This window comes from Vibrio sp. 10N.247.310.24, assembly GCF_041467175.1.
Taxonomy (GTDB): domain Bacteria; phylum Pseudomonadota; class Gammaproteobacteria; order Enterobacterales; family Vibrionaceae; genus Vibrio; species Vibrio tasmaniensis_A.
The window spans coordinates 1-18,681 of sequence record NZ_JBFSUD010000012.1; the positions used below are offsets into that span (position 1 = coordinate 1).

19 protein-coding genes are annotated in these 18,681 nt (G+C 45.8%); 12 read left to right on the forward strand and 7 right to left on the reverse strand.

From position 1 onward, the window contains the following. Window positions 1-134: 134 nt before the first annotated feature. The 3 genes from pckA to hslR all read right to left on the reverse strand — a co-directional run bounded on the left by pckA (window position 135) and on the right by hslR (window position 3,396). Window positions 135-1,760 (reverse strand): phosphoenolpyruvate carboxykinase (ATP), encoded by a 1,626-nt coding sequence (gene pckA / locus AB6E08_RS05670; protein WP_102384234.1) that lies wholly within the window; start codon window positions 1,758-1,760, stop codon window positions 135-137. A gap of 337 nt (window positions 1,761-2,097) precedes the next feature. Then, a complete protein-coding gene (gene hslO, locus AB6E08_RS05675; protein WP_009848029.1) occupies window positions 2,098-2,991 on the reverse strand; it encodes an Hsp33 family molecular chaperone HslO in 894 nt (297 codons plus the stop codon). Window positions 2,992-3,009: 18 nt separating this feature from the next. Next, window positions 3,010-3,396, reverse strand: a complete 387-nt coding sequence (gene hslR / locus AB6E08_RS05680; protein WP_371707173.1) for a ribosome-associated heat shock protein Hsp15 — start codon at window positions 3,394-3,396, stop codon at window positions 3,010-3,012. A 331-nt stretch (window positions 3,397-3,727) separates the two neighbouring features. On the opposite strand from hslR, the gene gspC reads away from it, so the two are divergent. The 12 genes from gspC (at window position 3,728) to AB6E08_RS05740 (ending at window position 15,281) form a co-directional block, all read left to right on the forward strand. After that, window positions 3,728-4,609: a type II secretion system protein GspC gene (gspC, locus tag AB6E08_RS05685; RefSeq protein ID WP_371707172.1), complete on the forward strand. Its 882-nt coding sequence runs from the start codon at window positions 3,728-3,730 to the stop codon at window positions 4,607-4,609. A 41-nt stretch (window positions 4,610-4,650) separates the two neighbouring features. Further along, on the forward strand, window positions 4,651-6,675 hold the full coding sequence (gene gspD, locus AB6E08_RS05690) for a type II secretion system secretin GspD (protein WP_371707171.1): 2,025 nt from the start codon (window positions 4,651-4,653) through the stop codon (window positions 6,673-6,675). Continuing rightward, window positions 6,675-8,177: a type II secretion system ATPase GspE gene (gspE, locus tag AB6E08_RS05695; RefSeq protein ID WP_009848025.1), complete on the forward strand. Its 1,503-nt coding sequence runs from the start codon at window positions 6,675-6,677 to the stop codon at window positions 8,175-8,177. The genes gspD and gspE overlap by 1 nt, the downstream gene beginning before the upstream one ends. Before the next feature lies 1 nt (window position 8,178). Then, complete coding sequence (gene gspF / locus AB6E08_RS05700; protein WP_371707170.1) at window positions 8,179-9,399, forward strand: type II secretion system inner membrane protein GspF; 1,221 nt, start codon at window positions 8,179-8,181, stop codon at window positions 9,397-9,399. 88 nt (window positions 9,400-9,487) lie between these two features. Beyond that, complete coding sequence (gene gspG, locus AB6E08_RS05705) at window positions 9,488-9,931, forward strand: type II secretion system major pseudopilin GspG (RefSeq protein ID WP_009848023.1); 444 nt, start codon at window positions 9,488-9,490, stop codon at window positions 9,929-9,931. 100 nt (window positions 9,932-10,031) lie between these two features. Further along, window positions 10,032-10,625, forward strand: a complete 594-nt coding sequence (gene gspH / locus AB6E08_RS05710) for a type II secretion system minor pseudopilin GspH (protein WP_372064004.1) — start codon at window positions 10,032-10,034, stop codon at window positions 10,623-10,625. Continuing rightward, a complete protein-coding gene (gspI, locus tag AB6E08_RS05715; RefSeq protein ID WP_017099560.1) occupies window positions 10,612-11,007 on the forward strand; it encodes a type II secretion system minor pseudopilin GspI in 396 nt (131 codons plus the stop codon). Before gspH ends, gspI begins: the two co-directional genes overlap by 14 nt. Continuing rightward, on the forward strand, window positions 10,994-11,761 hold the full coding sequence (gene gspJ / locus AB6E08_RS05720) for a type II secretion system minor pseudopilin GspJ (RefSeq protein ID WP_371727236.1): 768 nt from the start codon (window positions 10,994-10,996) through the stop codon (window positions 11,759-11,761). The genes gspI and gspJ overlap by 14 nt, the downstream gene beginning before the upstream one ends. Continuing rightward, window positions 11,745-12,794 (forward strand): type II secretion system minor pseudopilin GspK, encoded by a 1,050-nt coding sequence (gspK, locus tag AB6E08_RS05725; protein WP_372064006.1) that lies wholly within the window; start codon window positions 11,745-11,747, stop codon window positions 12,792-12,794. The genes gspJ and gspK overlap by 17 nt, the downstream gene beginning before the upstream one ends. Then, window positions 12,763-13,992 (forward strand): type II secretion system protein GspL, encoded by a 1,230-nt coding sequence (gene gspL / locus AB6E08_RS05730; protein ID WP_372049461.1) that lies wholly within the window; start codon window positions 12,763-12,765, stop codon window positions 13,990-13,992. The genes gspK and gspL overlap by 32 nt, the downstream gene beginning before the upstream one ends. 19 nt (window positions 13,993-14,011) lie before the next feature. Next, complete coding sequence (locus AB6E08_RS05735; protein ID WP_009848017.1) at window positions 14,012-14,494, forward strand: type II secretion system protein M; 483 nt, start codon at window positions 14,012-14,014, stop codon at window positions 14,492-14,494. Window positions 14,495-14,501: 7 nt separating this feature from the next. Continuing rightward, entirely contained in the window at window positions 14,502-15,281 is a 780-nt protein-coding gene (locus tag AB6E08_RS05740; protein WP_371707166.1) for a type II secretion system protein N, read from the forward strand. A 121-nt stretch (window positions 15,282-15,402) separates the two neighbouring features. Here the strand turns inward: AB6E08_RS05740 and cysQ are convergent, their stop codons facing one another. From cysQ to AB6E08_RS05760, 4 genes are all read right to left on the reverse strand, one after another. Beyond that, window positions 15,403-16,230 (reverse strand): 3'(2'),5'-bisphosphate nucleotidase CysQ, encoded by an 828-nt coding sequence (gene cysQ / locus AB6E08_RS05745; RefSeq protein ID WP_372064009.1) that lies wholly within the window; start codon window positions 16,228-16,230, stop codon window positions 15,403-15,405. A 47-nt stretch (window positions 16,231-16,277) separates the two neighbouring features. Then, window positions 16,278-16,823: an ADP compounds hydrolase NudE gene (gene nudE / locus AB6E08_RS05750; protein ID WP_372064011.1), complete on the reverse strand. Its 546-nt coding sequence runs from the start codon at window positions 16,821-16,823 to the stop codon at window positions 16,278-16,280. Between the two features lie 374 nt (window positions 16,824-17,197). Beyond that, window positions 17,198-17,782, reverse strand: a complete 585-nt coding sequence (gene nfuA, locus AB6E08_RS05755; protein ID WP_004735612.1) for a Fe-S biogenesis protein NfuA — start codon at window positions 17,780-17,782, stop codon at window positions 17,198-17,200. A gap of 109 nt (window positions 17,783-17,891) precedes the next feature. Beyond that, a complete protein-coding gene (locus AB6E08_RS05760; RefSeq protein WP_012603014.1) occupies window positions 17,892-18,605 on the reverse strand; it encodes a ComF family protein in 714 nt (237 codons plus the stop codon). Window positions 18,606-18,681 lie beyond the last annotated feature (76 nt).

Here is an 18,681-nt window from a genome sequence, read left to right on the forward strand (position 1 = left end):
AACCATCTGTAGGATCGTTCAACTGATCAGGAAAATGCTTAAATGATCAGTGTTACCTCAAAAGAGGGGCTTGCTACAAAAATATCACTTTAAATTGGGCGTTCGCTTTTGGCTTGGCCCGAGCAGATGTTGGGTTAGTCCAGTTGAGGGCCAGCCGCAACCAGTGACTTACCTTCAGCGTTGTCTGTGTACTTATCAAAGTTGTTGATGAAACGCTCTGCTAGATCTTTCGCTTTGCTTTCCCACTGTAGTGGGTCAGTGTACGTGTCACGTGGATCAAGAATCGCTGGGTCAACATCGTGCAACGCTAGTGGTACTTCTAGGTTAAACATAGGGATAACCTTAGTCTCAGCGTTGTCGATTGAGCCATCTAGGATAGCGTCGATGATGCCACGAGTATCTTGGATTGAGATACGTTTGCCTGTGCCATTCCAACCGGTGTTCACTAGGTAAGCTTCAGCGCCAGCCGCTTCCATACGCTTCACAAGTACTTCAGCGTACTGAGTTGGGTGAAGAGTTAGGAATGCTGCACCAAATGCCGCAGAGAACGTTGGTGTTGGTTCAGTAATACCACGCTCTGTACCTGCTAGTTTCGCAGTGAAGCCAGATAGGAAGTGGTACTTCGTTTGCTCTGGAGTCAGTTTAGAAACAGGTGGTAACACACCAAATGCATCAGCAGTCAGGAAGATAACCTTTTGAGCGTGACCGGCTTTTGATACTGGCTTAACGATGTTGTCGATATGGTGAATCGGGTAAGAAACACGAGTGTTCTCGGTTTTTGAGCCGTCATCAAAATCGATAGAACCATCGCCACGAACCGTTACGTTTTCTAGTAGCGCATCGCGACGGATAGCATTGTAGATTTCAGGTTCTGCTTCTTTAGATAGGCGAATGGTCTTGGCGTAACAACCACCTTCGAAGTTGAAGATACCATCGTCATCCCAACCGTGCTCATCATCACCGATTAGCTCACGCTTAGGATCGGTTGATAGGGTTGTTTTACCGGTACCTGATAGGCCGAAGAAAATCGCTACATCGCCTTCTTCACCGACGTTAGCACTACAGTGCATTGAAGCAATGCCTTGCAGAGGAAGTAAGTAGTTCATCATTGCGAACATGCCTTTCTTCATTTCACCGCCGTACCAAGTACCACCGATGATTTGAACGCGCTCTGTTAGGTTGAAAGCAACGAAGTTTTCAGAGTTTAGCCCCTGCTTTTCCCAGTTAGGGTTAGTTGTTTTAGCACCGTTCATTACCACGAAATCAGGTTCGAACGTTGCTAGCTCTTCGTCTGTTGGACGAATGAACATGTTCTTAACGAAGTGCGCTTGCCACGCTACTTCAGTAATAATACGTACACTTAAGCGCGTATCAGGGTTAGCACCACAGTAACCGTCGATGACAAACAGGCGCTTGCCAGATAGCTGAGTTGTCACAAGCTCTTTAAGCTCATCCCATACTTCAGTTGTAATCGGTTTGTTGTCGTTTTTGCCTTGATCTGACCACCACATGGTATCGCGCGTGGTGTCATCTTTAACAATGTACTTATCTTTTGGTGAGCGGCCAGTAAAGATACCAGTGTCAACCGCAACAGAGCCTAGTTCCGTTACTACGCCTTTTTCGTAGCCTTCCAAACCTGGCAGTGTCTCTTCAACGAATAACTGCTCGTAGCTAGGGTTACGAAGAACTTCAGTAACGCCAGTCAGTCCGTGCTTAGTTAGATCAATTTGTGCAGCCTTAGTATGTTCCATAACGGTCATAGGTGCTCCTTGTAGGATATTTTGTAGGGATTTTGTATTAATTTTTTATTGTTATCTGCTCACCATGCTAGCAACGAGGCTCGGGGGAAACAGGGATATAGCTCAAAAAATATCCATATTAACCATGGGGTTTTAAGCGCCTCATCACATATTGGCCTGACTAGTCTATCCTGTACGCAAACCTTTGCGCTAGAGGAGAGAACATTATTAATTGATTAAAATTAAGAGGTGATTTTATTACGAGATGTTACGGAGTTTGCGATATTTTGATCACAAAAAAGGCCAGCGTTGTGCTGACCTTTTTGGGGTAAATTACGTGTTTTTGGTACGCCGTAAATTAATGAACCGTATTGCTGCCTTTATCTGCTGCTTCTGCATACAGAGCGTCAACATCATTCTTGTCGAACGAGTAGTTTGTGCCACAGTAATCGCAGTGTAGAGCAACGCTACCTTCCGTGCTAAGAATGTCGTAGATCTCTTCTTGAGCGACAGTAATGATAGCGGCACCGCTTCGGTCACGTGAACAACCACAGAAGAATTCAACCGGTTGTGGTGTGAACAGTTGTACTTTCTCTTGGTTGTACAAACGGTAAAGCAGTTCGTTTGCTTCTAGAGTGAATAGCTCTTCATTTTTAACTGTGTCAGTTAGCTGCTCTAGGTGCTCGAAGTCGTCTGGCGTACCGGTGCCGTCTGGCATCACTTGTAGCAACATACCCGCAGCGTGTGCTTTACCTTCATGCTCGCCCGTGCGCAACCATAGACGTGTCTTTAGCTGTTCAGAGTTTGCGAAGTAACCTTCAAGGACTTCAGCTAAAGTGTCACCTTCAAGACCAACGATACCTTGGTAACGCTCACCTTTCTTAGGATCGATAGTGATCACTAGGTGACCTTTACCTATTAGATCGTGCAGGCCAGCGTCGTCGGCAATGTCACCATCAAAGCGAGCAACGCCACGGATCTTCTGATCGTTATCGCCATTAATAACAGCGAGAGATACAGGGCCATCACCTTGCAGTTGCATCGTGATAGAGCCTTCAAACTTTAGAGTCGCTGTTAGTAGCGTCGTTGAAACCAGTAGCTCACCCAACAGCTTTTGTACTGGCGCTGGGTATTCCTTGCTAGAAATAATCTGTTGGTACGCTTCGTCCATCTGTACCAATTCACCACGAACTGATAGGTCTTCAAATAGGTAGCGATTTAAAACATTACTTGTAGACATTGGGTTGGCCATTTGGCTATTCCTTCTAGCTTATTGAGTCTTGAACTTGATGATGTCACGACGTTGCTTTTTATCTGGGCGACGTTCTGGTGCTGGGCTATGAGCGTTCAGTTTACGTTGTGTTGCAAACTCTTCTCTCTTTGCCAAGCTCTCGGTGGTTTCTTCATAGAGGGTTTGAGCTATAGGAGCTCCACCACGATGGGCCGAGATTTTCTCGATTGTCACCGTCTTTTCTTCATTACCTTGGCGCAGGGTAATCACTGCTCCAAGTTCGACAATTTTACTTGGCTTGCTGCGCTGACCATTATAGTGGACTTTGCCACCATCGACCATGTTGCGAGCAATAGACCGGGTTTTGTAAAAACGAGCTGCCCACAACCATTTATCGAGTCTGACAGCTTCATTAGCAGTTTTCATATAGGGCTGTGCCTTATTAAGTGAGAAATGAATGCGGTTTAACTGTAATGAACAGTGCGCAACATGTTTTTGATGATGCTTATCACATTAAGTAGAAGCTTAAAGTGGAGGCGGTTAGCATTTTTTTCAAGTCATAATACAAAATAGCCATGTTATGCCGATTTATCGATTTGCTATGATATAGTTCAGGATCTTATTGCTTAAATAAGCTTGGTATCGAACGAATGAATAAAAAAGCTGAAAGTTTAATGATTTGCAGCGTTTGTCGTCATGAAAAGGGACTAGGAAAGTGAACTTTTTAGAGCTCAAAAATCGCGTAGGGAATTCTCCTATGTTGAGCCGCTTATTAGAGAATGGATTTGTACTTCAGCAGAAACTAAGCTTAGCGATCTGTTGTGTATTGATTGCAGCTTCCGCATGGATTTTAGGACAGCTTGCATGGTTTATCGAACCTGCTGAGCAAACTGTCGCGCCTTGGGCAGCAACCGCTTCATCATCTTCAGCACCTCAATCGACCCTTGATATCTCTTCTTTGCAGCAGAGCAACATGTTTGGTGCTTACAACCCAAGCACGCCCGCAGTGGTTGAACAGCAAGTTATCCAAGATGCGCCTAAGACGCGATTAAATCTCGTTTTAGTGGGTGCAGTAGCGAGCTCGAATCCAAAACTGAGCTTAGCGGTGATCGCCAATCGCGGCACGCAAGCGACCTACGGAATTAATGAAGAGATTGAAGGCACTCGAGCCAAGTTAAAAGCGGTATTAATCGATCGCGTTATCATTGATAACTCAGGTCGAGACGAAACCTTGATGCTTGAAGGTATTGAGTACAAGCGTTTAGCTGTCTCAGCCCCTGCGCCACCTCGCACTTCTTCTTCGGTTCGTGGTAATAACCCTGCTTCAGCAGAGCAAAAGCTAGATGAAATTAAAGCGAAGATAATGAAAGATCCGCAACAAATCTTCCAATATGTTCGACTGTCTCAGGTGAAACGCGACGATAAAGTGATTGGTTATCGTGTGAGCCCTGGCAAAGATTCAGAACTTTTTAACTCTGTTGGGCTCCAAAACGGAGATATTGCCACTCAGTTAAATGGACAAGACCTGACAGACCCTGCTGCTATGGGCAACATATTCCGTTCTATCTCAGAGCTGACAGAGCTAAACCTCGTCGTCGAGAGAGATGGTCAACAACATGAAGTGTTTATTGAATTTTAAAACTTTGCGTCTAACGAAGGACGAAAGTGTAGGAGAAGTACGTGAAGCATTGGTTTAAGAAAAGTGCATGGTTATTGGCAGGAAGCTTAATCTGCACACCCGCAGCCATCGCGAGTGATTTTAGTGCCAGCTTTAAAGGCACTGATATTCAAGAGTTTATTAATATTGTTGGTCGTAACCTAGAGAAGACGATCATCGTTGACCCTTCGGTGCGCGGAAAAATCGATGTACGCAGCTACGACGTACTCAATGAAGAGCAATATTACAGCTTCTTCCTAAACGTATTGGAAGTGTATGGCTACGCGGTTGTCGAAATGGACTCGGGTGTTCTTAAGATCATCAAGGCCAAGGATTCGAAAACATCGGCAATTCCAGTCGTTGGAGACAGTGATACGATCAAAGGCGACAACGTGGTGACACGTGTTGTGACGGTTCGTAATGTCTCGGTGCGTGAACTTTCTCCTCTGCTTCGTCAACTAAACGACAATGCAGGCGCGGGTAACGTTGTGCACTACGACCCAGCCAACATCATCCTTATTACAGGCCGAGCGGCGGTAGTAAACCGTTTAGCTGAAATCATCAAGCGTGTTGACCAAGCGGGTGATAAAGAGATTGAAGTCGTTGAGCTAAAGAATGCCTCTGCGGCAGAAATGGTACGTATTGTTGATGCGTTAAGCAAAACCACAGATGCTAAAAACACCCCTGCCTTCCTACAGCCTAAATTAGTTGCCGATGAGCGTACCAATGCAATTCTTATCTCAGGCGACCCTAAAGTACGCAGTCGTTTAAGAAAGTTGATTGAACAGCTTGATGTGGAAATGGCGACTAAGGGTAACAACCAAGTTATCTACCTTAAATACGCAAAAGCGGAAGACTTAGTCGATGTGCTGAAAGGCGTGTCTGACAATCTGCAATCAGAGAAACAAACATCAACTAAAGGCAGTTCATCGCAGCGAAACCAAGTGATGATTTCCGCTCATAGTGATACTAATTCGTTGGTGATTACCGCACAGCCAGACATCATGAACGCGCTGCAAGACGTGATCGCTCAACTCGATATCCGTCGTGCTCAAGTTTTGATTGAAGCCTTAATTGTTGAAATGGCAGAAGGTGACGGCGTTAACCTAGGTGTGCAGTGGGGCAACCTAGAAACGGGTGCCATGATTCAGTACAGCAATACCGGTGCATCGATTGGCGGTGTGATGGTAGGTCTAGAAGAAGCAAAAGACTCGACAACAACTAAAGCTATTTACAATAAGGATAATAAGTTCCAACGTAATGAAACCACGACAAAAAAGGGTGACTATTCAACCTTGGCTTCTGCACTGTCTGGTGTTAATGGTGCAGCTATGAGCGTGGTCATGGGTGACTGGACTGCCTTGATCAGTGCGGTAGCAACCGATTCAAACTCAAACATTCTGTCTTCTCCAAGTATTACGGTGATGGATAACGGCGAAGCGTCGTTTATCGTTGGTGAAGAGGTTCCTGTTTTAACCGGTTCGACAGCGGGTTCAAGTAACGACAACCCATTCCAAACGGTTGAACGTAAAGAAGTGGGCATCAAGCTTAAAGTGGTGCCACAAATCAATGAAGGTGACTCGGTTCAACTGCAAATAGAACAAGAAGTATCGAACGTATTAGGGGCAAACGGGGCCGTAGATGTTCGTTTTGCTAAGCGTCAGCTAAATACGTCAGTGATTGTTCAAGATGGTCAAATGCTGGTGTTGGGGGGCTTGATTGACGAGCGTGCACTGGAGAGTGAGTCTAAGGTCCCATTCTTGGGTGATATTCCTGTTCTTGGACACCTGTTCAAATCAACCAGTACTCAGGTTGAGAAAAAGAACCTAATGGTATTTATCAAGCCAACCATTATTCGGGATGGTATGACTGCAGATGGTATCACACAACGCAAATACAACTTTATCCGTGCTGAGCAACTGTACAAGGCAGAGCAAGGCTTGAAACTGATGGATAACGATAATATTCCAGTACTTCCTAAGTTTGGCGATAGCATGAATCATCCTGCTGAAATCCAAGCCTTCATCGATCAAATGGAAGCAGAATAATGGCTGAATTGGTAGGGGCGGCACGTACTTATCAGCGCTTGCCGTTTAGCTTTGCGAATCGCTACAAGATGGTGTTGGAATATCAGCACCCGGAGCGCGCGCCAGTACTTTATTATGTTGAACCTCTGAAATCGGCGGCGATCATTGAAGTGAGCCGTGTTGTGAAAAATGGCTTCACGCCACAAGCGATCAGCGCAGACGAATTTGATAAAAAACTGACGGACGCGTATCAGCGTGACTCGTCGGAAGCTCGACAGTTAATGGAAGATATCGGTGCCGACAATGACGACTTTTTCTCGTTAGCGGAAGAGTTGCCACAAGACGAAGACTTGCTTGAATCAGAAGACGACGCACCGATCATCAAGTTAATTAATGCGATGTTGGGTGAGGCGATTAAAGAAGGCGCTTCGGATATTCATATCGAAACCTTCGAAAAGTCACTGTCGATCCGTTTCCGTATTGATGGTGTGCTGCGCGATGTGTTAGCGCCGAGCCGTAAGTTGGCTCCGCTGTTGGTTTCGCGTGTCAAGGTTATGGCTAAGCTGGATATTGCGGAAAAACGCGTGCCACAAGACGGTCGTATTTCTCTACGTATCGGTGGCCGAGCGGTTGATGTGCGTGTATCTACCATGCCTTCTTCACACGGTGAACGTGTGGTAATGCGTCTGTTGGATAAAAACGCCACTCGCCTAGATCTACACAGTTTGGGTATGACGGCAGAGAACCACGAGAACTTCCGTAAACTTATTCAGCGCCCACACGGTATTATCTTGGTTACCGGTCCTACGGGTTCGGGTAAATCAACGACCTTGTACGCTGGCCTGCAAGAACTCAACAGTAACGAACGCAACATCCTTACCGTTGAAGACCCAATCGAATTTGATATTGATGGTATTGGTCAAACACAGGTAAACCCTAAGGTTGATATGACCTTTGCGCGCGGCTTACGTGCGATTCTTCGTCAAGATCCCGATGTGGTAATGATTGGTGAGATCCGTGATTTAGAGACTGCTGAGATCGCTGTTCAAGCCTCTTTGACGGGTCACTTGGTCATGTCGACTCTTCACACCAATACGGCAATCGGTGCGATCACGCGTCTGCGTGATATGGGCATTGAACCTTTCTTGATCTCTTCTTCTCTGCTGGGTGTTTTGGCTCAGCGCTTGGTTCGTACTCTGTGTAACGACTGTAAAGAACCTTACGAAGCCGATAAAGAACAGAAAAAGCTGTTTGGTATGAAGAAGAAAGAGAGCCTCACACTTTACCATGCAAAAGGTTGTGAAGAGTGTGGCCATAAAGGTTATCGAGGTCGTACCGGTATTCATGAGCTACTGATGATTGACGATTCGGTACAAGAGCTGATTCACAGTGAAGCTGGAGAACAGGCAATTGAGAAAGCGATTCGTGGCACAACCCCAAGTATTCGAGATGATGGCTTGAGCAAAGTTCTGAAAGGGGTAACGTCCTTAGAAGAAGTGATGCGAGTGACTAAGGAAGTCTAGTATGGCGGCATTTGAATACAAAGCGCTGGATGCCAAAGGTAAGAGCAAAAAGGGCTCGATTGAAGCGGATAATGCTCGTCAGGCTCGCCAACGTTTAAAAGAACAAGGTTTAATGCCGGTTGAGATGACCGAAGCTAAGGCGAAAAATGCGAAAGGTACTCAGCCTTCGACCAGCTTTAAGCGTGGTATCAGTACGCCAGATCTTGCGTTGATTACTCGTCAAATATCCACGCTCGTTCAATCAGGCATGCCGCTAGAAGAGTGCTTGAAAGCGGTCGCTGAGCAGTCTGAAAAGCCACGTATTCGAACTATGTTACTGGCAGTCCGATCTAAAGTGACAGAAGGTTACTCGCTAGCGGATAGCTTGTCTGATTATCCATACATCTTCGATGAACTGTTTAGGGCCATGGTTGCGGCGGGTGAGAAGTCTGGTCACTTAGATGCGGTATTGGAGCGACTGGCCGATTACGCAGAAAATCGTCAGAAGATGCGCTCTAAGCTGCTACAAGCGATGATCTACCCTGTGGTGCTGGTGGTGTTTGCGGTGACGATTGTTTCGTTCCTGTTGGCAACCGTGGTACCTAAGATCGTCGAGCCTATTATCCAAATGGGCCAAGAGCTTCCTCAGTCGACACAATTTTTATTGGCATCGAGTGAATTTATCCAGAATTGGGGCATCCAATTACTGTTGTTGATCATTGGTGTGATTGTGTTGATTAAGACCGCGCTAAAAAAGCCGGGTGTTCGCATGAACTGGGATCGCAAACTATTAAGTATTCCGCTGATCGGCAAGATTGCGAAAGGGATCAATACCTCTCGTTTTGCACGAACACTCTCAATTTGTACCTCGAGTGCGATTCCAATCCTTGAAGGGATGAAGGTCGCGGTTGATGTGATGTCGAATCAACATGTGAAACAACAAGTATTACAGGCTTCAGACAGTGTTAGAGAAGGCGCAAGCCTACGTAAAGCGTTGGATCAAACCAAACTCTTTCCACCGATGATGCTGCATATGATTGCCAGTGGTGAGCAGAGTGGTCAGTTGGAACAGATGCTGACAAGAGCGGCAGACAACCAAGACCAAAGCTTTGAGTCGACGGTCAATATCGCGTTAGGCATTTTCACCCCAGCGCTTATCGCGTTGATGGCCGGTTTGGTGCTATTTATCGTGATGGCGACACTGATGCCGATGCTTGAAATGAACAATTTAATGAGTGGATAACGTATTGCTCATCAGACGTTAGTTTTTGGATTATCGAGAAGAAGGGCATTATTACCTTCAACTCGCTATCTGTAATTTGGAGAAAATAATGAAAAATAAAATGAAAAAACAGTCAGGCTTTACTCTATTGGAAGTGATGGTTGTGGTGGTTATTCTTGGTGTTTTAGCTAGCTTTGTTGTTCCTAACCTTTTGGGTAACAAAGAGAAGGCGGATCAACAGAAAGCCATCACGGATATCGTGGCGCTAGAGAACGCGCTAGATATGTACAAACTGGATAACAGTGTTTACCCAACAACGGATCAAGGCCTTGATGGATTGGTTTCTAAGCCAAGCAGTCCAGAGCCTCGTAACTACCGTGACGGTGGCTACATTAAGCGTCTGCCTAACGACCCATGGGGCAATGAGTACCAATACCTAAGCCCAGGTGATAACGGTACTATCGATATCTTTACGCTTGGTGCTGACGGCCAAGAAGGTGGTGAAGGTATCGCTGCGGATATCGGTAACTGGAACATGCAAGATTTCCAATAAGCTTCGGTTTATTGTCGCTTGATAAGTTCCTGTTGATTGAACAGTTCGTGTTAGTTGATACGTTATTGATGGTAAGACGTATACAGATGGAGTCTACAAGGTGAAAACTAAGCAAACACAGCCAGGTTTCACCTTGATTGAGATTCTTTTGGTGTTGATATTACTGTCACTAACGGCGGTCGCGGTGATCGCGACTATTCCGACCAATAGCAAAGATGTCGCTAAAAAATACGCTCAAAGCTTCTATCAACGAGTTCAATTACTCAATGAAGAGGCTATTTTGAGTGGCTTGGATTTTGGCGTTCGTGTCGATGAAAAGAAATCGACTTACGTTCTGATGGCGCTTAAGTCAGAAGGTTGGCAAGACGTCGAATTTGAAAAAATCCCCTCTTCAACTGAATTACCGGAAGAACTCGCGTTGTCACTGACTTTAGGTGGTGGCGCATGGGAAGACGATGATCGTTTGTTCAATCCCGGAAGCTTGTTTGATGAAGATATGTTTGCGGATCTTGAAGAGGAAAAAAAGCCCAAGCCACCTCAGATATACATCTTGTCGAGTGCTGAAATGACGCCATTTGTATTATCGTTTTATCCAAATACCGGAGACACCATACAAGATGGTTGGCGTATTCGGGTGTTGGATAATGGTGTGATTCGACTGCTAGAGCCGGGAGAAGAAGATGAAGAGGAATAACCGTTCTCCTTATCGTTCTCGTGGTATGCCTTTTGGTTCTCGAGGAATGACTCTGCTTGAAGTATTAGTTGCGCTCGCTATCTTCGCTACGGCGGCGATCAGTGTGATTCGTGCTGTCACCCAACACATTAATACCCTCAGTTATTTAGAAGAAAAAACCTTCGCGGCGATGGTTGTTGATAACCAGATGGCCTTAGTCATGCTGCATCCTGAGAAGCTTAAAAAAGCGCAGGGCACGCAAGAGTTAGCGGGAAGAGAGTGGTTCTGGAAGGTGACTCCCATCGATACCAGCGATAATTTATTAAAGGCGTTTGATGTGAGTGCAGCAACCAGTAAGAAAGCGTCTCCAGTGGTCACGGTGCGCAGTTATGTGGTCAATTAAAAGCGTGTCGTTAGCTAAGAGCAAGTCGCCAAGCGAGAGCATGTCCGCCAATAAGCGAGAGCCTCGTAAACAAGGTCTATCTTCAAAAGGGAGAGGCTTTACTTTAATCGAAGTTTTGGTCTCGATTGCCATCTTTTCCACGTTAAGCATGGCGGCTTATCAGGTAGTAAATCAGGTCCAACGAAGCAATGAACTCTCTATTGAGCGCAGTGCTCGTTTAAATCAACTGCAACGCAGTTTAGTCATTTTAGATAATGATTTTCGCCAGATGGCGGTACGACAATTTCGTACCAATGGTGAAGAAGCATCATCTAAGCTGATCCTAATGAAAGAGTATTTACTGGATTCCGACAGTGTTGGCATTATGTTTACTCGCCTTGGTTGGCACAATCCACAGCAGCAGTTCCCTCGCGGAGAAGTCACCAAAGTAGGCTACCGCATAAAAGAGGAAACGCTTGAGCGTGTATGGTGGCGTTACCCCGATACACCTGCCGGCCAACAAGGTGTGATTACTCCTCTGCTTGATGATGTTGAGAACCTGGAGTTCGAGTTTTATGACGGAAGCCGCTGGGGCAAAGAGTGGCAAACCGATAAATCACTGCCTAAAGCGGTGAGACTTAAGCTGACACTGAAAGATTACGGTGAGATAGAACGTGTTTATCTCACACCAAGTGGCGCCTTAGATCAGGTCGATGATTCTGCAAATAGTGACTCTTCAGGCAGTAATGAGGGGAATAATGATTCATCAAACTAATAAGCCTGCACTGACAAGATCTGCTGTGGGGCGTAAGCAGCGTGGTGTCGCGCTGATCATTATTCTGATGCTTTTGGCGATCATGGCAACCATAGCTGGCAGTATGTCGGAGCGTCTGTTTACGCAATTCAAGCGCGTTGGCAATCAACTGAATTACCAACAGGCTTACTGGTATAGCATTGGTGTAGAAGAGCTTGTCCAAGACGGTATTAGGCAAAGTTATAAAGATAGTGATACGGTGAACTTAAGCCAGCCATGGGCGTTAGAAGAGCAGGTATACCCATTGGATTATGGCCAAGTTAAAGGGCGTATCGTTGATGCGCAGGCTTGTTTCAATCTTAATGCGCTCGCTGGGATTACGACGACATCAAGTAACCAAACCCCTTATTTAGTGAAGGTTTGGCAAACCTTACTGGAAAACCAAGATGTGGAGCCTTATCAGGCTGAGGTTATCGCAAATTCAAGTTGGGAATTTCTGGACTCTGATACTCGAGCCTCCTCTTCTACGGGTGTAGAAGACAGCACTTATGAGGCGATGAAGCCAGCTTATTTGGCGGCGAATGGCTTAATAGCAGATGAATCGGAGCTGCGAGCCGTTTATCAGGTCTCTGGTGAGGCAATGGAAAAGGTACATCCATTTATTTGCGCTTTGCCCACTGATGATTTCCGATTAAACGTGAATACCATCTCGGAAAAGCAGGCATCTTTACTGGAAGCAATGTTTGCACCCGGTCTAAGTGAATCGGACGCCAAACAGCTGATAGACAAGCGCCCATTTGATGGCTGGGATTCGGTGGATGCGTTTATGGCTGAGCCTGCTATTGTTGGTGTGAGTGCAGAAGTCAGCAAACAAGCGAAAGCATATTTAACTGTAGATAGCGCCTATTTTGAGCTAGATGCAGAGGTATTAGTTGAGCAGTCTCGTGTACGTATACGAACGCTTTTCTATAGTAGTAATAGAGAAACAGTGACGGTAGTACGCCGTCGTTTTGGAGGAATCCGTGAGCGAGTTTCTGACCGTTCGACTGAGTAGCGAGCCACAAAGCCCAGTGCAGTGGTTGGTTTGGTCGACAAGCCAACAAGAAGTGATAGCAAGTGGTGAGCTGTCTAGCTGGGATCAGCTTGATGAGTTAACGCCTTACGCTGAAAAGCGTAGCTGTATCGCTTTATTGCCGGGAAATGAGTGCTTAATTAAGCGTGTTGAAATTCCGAAAGGTGCTGCTCGCCAGTTCGACTCTATGCTGCCATTTTTGTTAGAAGACGAAGTGGCACAAGATATCGAAGACTTACATCTAACCATTTTAGATAAAGATGCAACGCACGCTACTGTGTGTGGTGTAGATCGCGAGTGGTTAAAACAAGCTTTAGACCAGTTTCGCAAAGCCAATATTATTTTCCGTAAGGTGCTACCAGATACACTAGCCGTGCCTGTTGAAGATCAAGGCATCAGTGCATTGCAAATCGACCAGCATTGGCTATTACGTCAAGGTCATTATCAAGCGGTATCGATCAGCGAAGCATGGTTACCGATGTTTTTGCAAAGTGATTGGGTTGTAGCTGACGACGAAGAACAACCTACGACTATCTTCAGCTACACCACAATGCCGAGCGATGATGTACAGCAGCAAAGCGGCATGGAATGGCAAGCAAAGCCTGCGGAATTGGTGATGTCCTTATTGAGCCAACAAGCGATCACAAGCGGCGTAAATTTACTGACTGGCACCTTTAAAACCAAATCTTCTTTCAGTAAATATTGGCGTGTATGGCAGAAGGTGGCGATTGCTGCTTGCTTGCTGGTGGCCGTGATTGTGACTCAACAAGTGTTGAAGGTGCAGCAATACGAAGCACAGGCACAAGCCTATCGCATGGAGAGTGAGCGTATCTTTAGAGCCGTTCTGCCAGGCAAACAACGAATTCCTACAGTAAGCTACCTTAAGCGTCAGATGAATGATGAAGCTAAGAAATACGGTGGCTCAGGCGATGGTGACTCCTTACTTGGTTGGTTAGCATTGCTGCCAGAAACGTTAGGACAAGTGAAATCGATCGAAGTCGAAAGCATTCGCTATGATGGCAATCGTTCTGAAGTTCGATTACAAGCTAAAAGCGCTGATTTTCAACATTTTGAGACGGCTAAAGTAAAACTTGAAGAGAAGTTTTCCGTTGAACAAGGGCCATTGAACCGTAATGGCGATGCCGTATTTGGCAGTTTTACCCTTAAACCCCGTCAGTAACTGCGCAAGGAGATCAGTGATGAGAAATATAATTGAACCACTCCAAGCGTGGTGGACTTCAATAAGTCAAAGAGAGCAACGATTAGTCGTTGGTTGCTCAATTTTATTGGTAGTAGGTATCATTTATTGGGGGCTAATACAGCCCCTCAGTCAGCGAGCTGAACTGGCACAGAGTCGCATTCAAAGTGAAAAGCAACTACTGGCTTGGGTTACCAATAAAGCCAATGAGGTGGTTGAACTAAGAGGCAATGGTGGCATTAGTGCTAGTCAGCCTCTGAATCAATCCGTGCCCGCATCTATGCGTCGCTTCAAGATTGAATTGATACGAGTGCAACCACGTGGCGAGATGCTGCAAGTGTGGATTAAACCTTTGCCATTTAATCAATTTGTTGATTGGCTGACATACCTGAAAGAAAAGCAGGGTGTTGAGGTTGAGTTTATGGATATTGATCGCTCTGATAGCCTTGGGGTTATTGACGTCAACCGACTACAGTTTAAATGAGGTTAATGTGAAACGCGGCTTATCTTTTAAGTATGGTTTGTTATTTAGCAGCATCTTTATCGTTTTTTTCTCGGTAAGTTTGTTGCTGCACTTGCCGGCTTCTTTTGTTCTCAAGCATGCGCCCGTTGTACGTGGTTTAAGCATTGAAGGTGTTGAGGGTACGGTTTGGCAAGGTCGCGCTAACAATATTGCGTGGCAGCGTGTCAATTACGGCTCAGTGCAGTGGGACTTCCAGTTCTTTAAGCTATTCCAAGCCAAAGTAGAACTTGCGGTTCGCTTTGGACGTAACAGCGACATGAACTTATCTGGTAAAGGGCTTATCGGGTATAGCATGAGTGGTGCTTACGCGGAAAACTTAGTGGCATCAATGCCAGCTAGTAACGTGGTGAAGTATGCGCCTGCTATCCCTGTGCCAGTGTCTATTGCAGGACAAGTTGAACTGACGATCAAACATGCGGTTCATGCTCAACCTTGGTGCCAATCGGGTGAAGGTACGCTTGCTTGGTCGGGCGCTGCGGTTGATTCTCCGGTTGGCTCGTTAGATTTTGGCCCTGTGATTGCTGACATCAGTTGTGAAAACAGCACTGTTTCAGCGAAAGGTAATCAGAAGAGTGCTCAAGTTGATAGTGAGTTTTCTGCGAGCGTAACGCCAAATCAAAGCTACACCTCGGCCGCATGGTTTAAGCCGGGCGCTGAATTCCCACCTGCGATGCAGAGTCAGCTTAAGTGGTTGGGCAACCCTGACAGCCAAGGTAAGTACCAATTTACTTATCAAGGCCGTTTTTAGCTAAATAGCTAAGGGTTACTAAACGATGAAATATAAATAAAACGGGCACCTCAGTGAGGTGCCCGTTTTATTTTTTCTGAGAATCTAGAGGATACCTGACGGTTAAAGAGAGCAAGTAAGCCTAGTCTTTACCTTGTAAGATTTCTGCCCACGGTAAGTCAGCATCACCAAGCACAATGAAGTTCGGGTTCTCAAGTGTCTCTCTTTCATTGTACGAAAGCGGCTCTAACTGGGTACTTAAGATTCGTCCGCCAGCTTCTTCAACAATGCACTGGGTTGCTGCGGTATCCCACTCTCCGGTTGGTCCAATACGTAGATAACAGTCCACAGCACCTTCTGCGACTAAACATGCCTTAAGCGCAGCAGAGCCAAGAGGAACTAAGTCGTAGTTCCAAGCAGAGCTCATACGGTTAGTGATTCGATTGATGTCTTGGCGACGGCTGATTGCCATCGCGATCGATTGGTTTGGTAGCTCGTGACGATGCGTTTTGATTTTTACACTGTCATTGAGGTCTGGGATCTTCCAAGCGCCTTTGCCACTGTAAGCGTAATAGCTCACACCTGACACAGGCGCGTACACGACGCCCATTACTGGTTTGTTATGCTCAATTAGGGCGATGATTGTTGCAAAGTCGCCACTTCGTGCGATGAATTCCTGTGTTCCGTCCAGCGGGTCAACCAACCAGTAGCGATCCCATTGAGAACGTTGCTCTAGGCTGATATCAGCGGCTTCTTCCGATAACACCGGAATATCAGGTGTCAGTTCGCTAAGTTTTTTCGAGATCAGTTTATGAGCGGCGAGATCAGCACTAGTGACGGGCGTATCATCACTCTTGGTAAACTCTTCGTAATCTTTTTTCTCGTAGATCTCTAAGATGAGTTGGCCTGCAGAGCGAGCAATCTCAATGATAGAGGGTAGGAGGTGAGACAAATCTTTTGTTATTGGCATAAATATTCTCTTACTCTTCGAGCGAGCCTGAATGTTCTAATTATTGTTTAATACAATACACGAAGGGCTAATAGTAGGGCTGTAATACTGCGAGCCTCACAGAAGTCGAGGTGTGTTAACAGTTCTTCGGCTTGAGCAAGTGGCCAGCGCACAATGTCTAGTGGCTCTGGTTCGTCACCTTCTAGTTTCTCAGGGTAGAGTTCTTCTGCGATAAACAGCGTCATTTTGCTAGAGAAATAAGAGGGTGCAAGGATCACTTCTTTTAGAGGAGTAAGCTTGTTGGCACCAAAGCCAATCTCTTCTTTTAGTTCACGAACGGCGGCTTGATTGGGCTGCTCACCTGGATCAATTAGCCCTTTTGGGAAGCCGAGTTCATAGCGCTCTGTGCCTGCTGCGTATTCACGCACTAACAGAATATCGCCTTGTTCAGTAATCGGAACCATCATTACTGCGTTGCGGCCGCTGGGCTTCATGCGTTCGTAGGTACGCTCTACACCGTTGGAAAAGCGTAAATCGAGGGACTCGATAGAGAATAGTTTTGATTGAGCGACAGTTTGTTGAGCCAAAATTTCTGGCTTGGTCCTTTTTGTCATTGCGCTCGCTCCTTAGCTCATTGGAATTCTTTCTTATAAAGTCATTCTAATATAGGGGAAATAGAGTTGAGTTCCTAGATCCGAGTTTTCATATCCTGGAATTATTGGATCAGGAACCGATTGCGATCACTTGAATACCTTACTCCAAATGGTAACGCGCCCGTCATTATGGGCATTGAACGAGAAATAGACGGTTCGAAAGTGCTTTGCTGTTTTAAACACAAAAAAAGGTTGATGCTTGCGCATCAACCTTTCGATTGAATCTTTAACTTTCTACCGGCTAAGACTGCATGAGTGCTTAGTCGTAGGAGCACTTAGTTGTAAGGTACTTGGTCGTGAAGTAGCTAACCATGAGGTACCTAGTCGTAAAATGATTAGTAGTAAGAGTGCTCACCGCGATCGTGTTCAGTTGCATCACGAACGGCCGTCAATTCACCTTCGAATTGTTGAAGAAGTTCTTTCTCGATGCCTTCTTTAAGCGTTACGTCAACCATAGAACAACCGTTACAACCGCCGCCGAATGCAACGATAGCTGCGCCTTCTTCAGTGATCTCTACTAGGCTAACGTGACCGCCGTGGCCAGCAAGCTGTGGGTTCACTTGTGTTTGGATTGCATACTCAACACGCTCTATCAGAGTTGCGTCGTCTGATACTTTACGCATTTTAGCGTTTGGCGCTTTTAGCGTGAGTTGAGAGCCCATTTTGTCAGTTACGAAGTCAATCTCAGCTTCGTCTAGGAATGGTAGGCTTAGCTCATCAACGTAAGCAGAGAAAGCGTCGAAAGAAAGCTTAGTGTCAGACGCTTCGATAGCATCTGTTGGGCAGTAAGAAACACCACACTCAGCGTTTTGTGTGCCTGGGTTTACCACGAACACACGAATGTTTGTACCTTCAGGCTGCTGTGACAGCAGATTGGCAAAGTGAGTTTGAGCTGTTTCTGTAATAGTAATATTTGACACGAAGAATACCTGAGTAGATTTGTAGGTTATTAGCGCCATTCTACTCCTGTCAGATTTGTAATTCAGCCCTTTTTTGTTGGATTGCTGTACAAGTAGCGATTCACAGCTTCTATCCAGAGGGCTCAGGAGTGCGGCAGATGCAGTAAATATCAATCCTTTTCACACCTACTTCAAGTAGTAATTGGCATAATTGATACACAGTACTGCCGGTGGTTACAACATCATCAATTATCGCGACGTGAGAGGGGATATTTCCATGAAAGTCTTGTTTTCTAAGCGTAAAAGCACTCTTTAGATTGTGTAATCGCGCGGATTTAGTTAGCCCTTGCTGAGAAGCTGTTGAGCGAATTCGACGGAACAGCACCTCATCTTTAACGCCAAGTTCTTGAGCTGTGTAATTAGCGAGCAGCTGACTTTGATTAAAGCCACGATGAATATATCGACGCCAATGCAGAGGGACACTGGTGATCATCGAAGCAGGATGTTCGATACGTGAAGCTAATAGCTTTGACAGATCGCGTGCAAACCAAAACTTATCGGCGTACTTCATTTGCTGAATGTAACGTGCTGTTGGAAAGGTGTAGTCCCCAACACAATAGAGACGATGCCAAGGTGGAGGCTGTGATAAACATTGCCCGCACTGCTCTACTGTGAGCAGCGTTTTTAAACCACATCGTTGGCAGCGAGGAACTGGATCAAAGAGTTTGAGACAATAATTACACCATCTAGGGTGAGTATCGCTGTGCGACTTATCTAGCTTACACAGGTCGCATTGAGGTGTGACCAGACGTGGTGTGTGTTTTTGTAGCCAATCGGATAACATAGCTCGTGATGCTTTTGGGTTATGGTGTTCCTTTTACTCACAATACTGAAAAGCGCGGATTATCGCTGATGGAAAA